We start from the raw sequence: 1242 nt of genomic DNA on the forward strand, positions 1-1242 counted from the left end.
GCCGGCGGACACGTCCTGCGCGACGGGAAGCCCCTGGAGGGCCGGACCGGGGCGGCCGACGCGGCGCTCGCCGCCCGCCTGGCCCCCTTCACCTCCCACACCCCCGAACGGATCGCCGCCCAGCTCCGTGTTCCCGACGACCGGTTGAGCACCGGACTCGCCGTCCTCCACGTCGGCGGCGGCAAGGTCGACTGGCGCCGGGTGTACGAGGGGACGCCGGCCCGGCGGGTCGGGATGCCGCCCTACCCCTTCCGCACACGGGCCGCTCGGGGCGGGGGCGGGGACGACACGACCGGTGCGGTCCGCCGGCTGACCCGCGCCCACCGGGTGTTCGGCGAGGAGACCGTGCCGGGCGCCCTGACGCTGGCCCTGGCCCTCAAGAGCGCCGACGTCCTGAGCAGGGTCGCGTTCACGGGACGGGGCACCGGACTCCACGCCCTCACCAGCGACCTGCACGATCCCGCCCGCACCGGGCCGGTCTCCTTCCGGTACGGCGGCCGGACCATAGCCCGGCTCGAAACCGGCCGTCCGGACGAGGACCGCACGGACACGCCGGAGGACGACGGGACCGGCACCCGCGACCTCGCCGCCCTGCGGGCGGAGCTCGGCCGGACGCTGGACCCCGAGGGCCTGTACGCCTGGTTCGCGGCCAAGGGCATGGACCTCGACGCGCCCCTGCGGTCCCTGGTGGACGTGCGCTTCGGTCCGGGCCGCGTCCTCGCCCGGATCCAGGGCTCCCCGGGCGGCGGACCGGAACGGACCGCGGTCGCCCTCGACGCCGCCCTGCAGAGCATGGCGGTGCTGACCCTCGCCGACCCCGCCGCCGCCCCGGGCACCCACCTCCCCGTGTCCGTCCGGCGGGTCGTACGCCGGGGCGACCCGGAGCTGACGGCCTACGTACTGCTCGAAGCCGAAGCCGAAGCCGAAACCGAAGCCGCCGTGCCGGACGGGGTGCGGCGCGGGGACGCCGTCCTGCTCTCCGCGGACGGACGGGTGCTGGTGCGCCTGGAGGGCGTGGAGTACCGGACGGTGACGGCCGCCGACGGATCCGGGAGCGCCGGGGAACGGCCGCGCCGGCACACCGCCGAACCGGTCCGGGCCGGGGCCGGGTCCGTTTCCGGGGCCGGGGTCGAGGCCTCGGTGCTCGCCGTCGTGCGCAACGTCCTGCACGACCCGGACGTCACGCCCACCACCTCGTTGTCCTCCGCCGGCCTCGACTCCCTGCTCGCGACGGCCGTCGCG

Annotated in this window: 1 protein-coding gene; it reads left to right on the top strand. The window is 77.1% G+C overall.

All coding sequences use genetic code 11. The annotated features are described in order from the left end of the window. Positions 1–1242 (top strand): polyketide synthase dehydratase domain-containing protein (locus AOK18_RS29980; protein WP_206281616.1); only part of this gene is annotated, 1242 nt, incomplete at both ends.

Source organism: Streptomyces prasinopilosus (genome assembly GCF_001419695.1).
Lineage (GTDB): Bacteria > Actinomycetota > Actinomycetes > Streptomycetales > Streptomycetaceae > Streptomyces > Streptomyces prasinopilosus.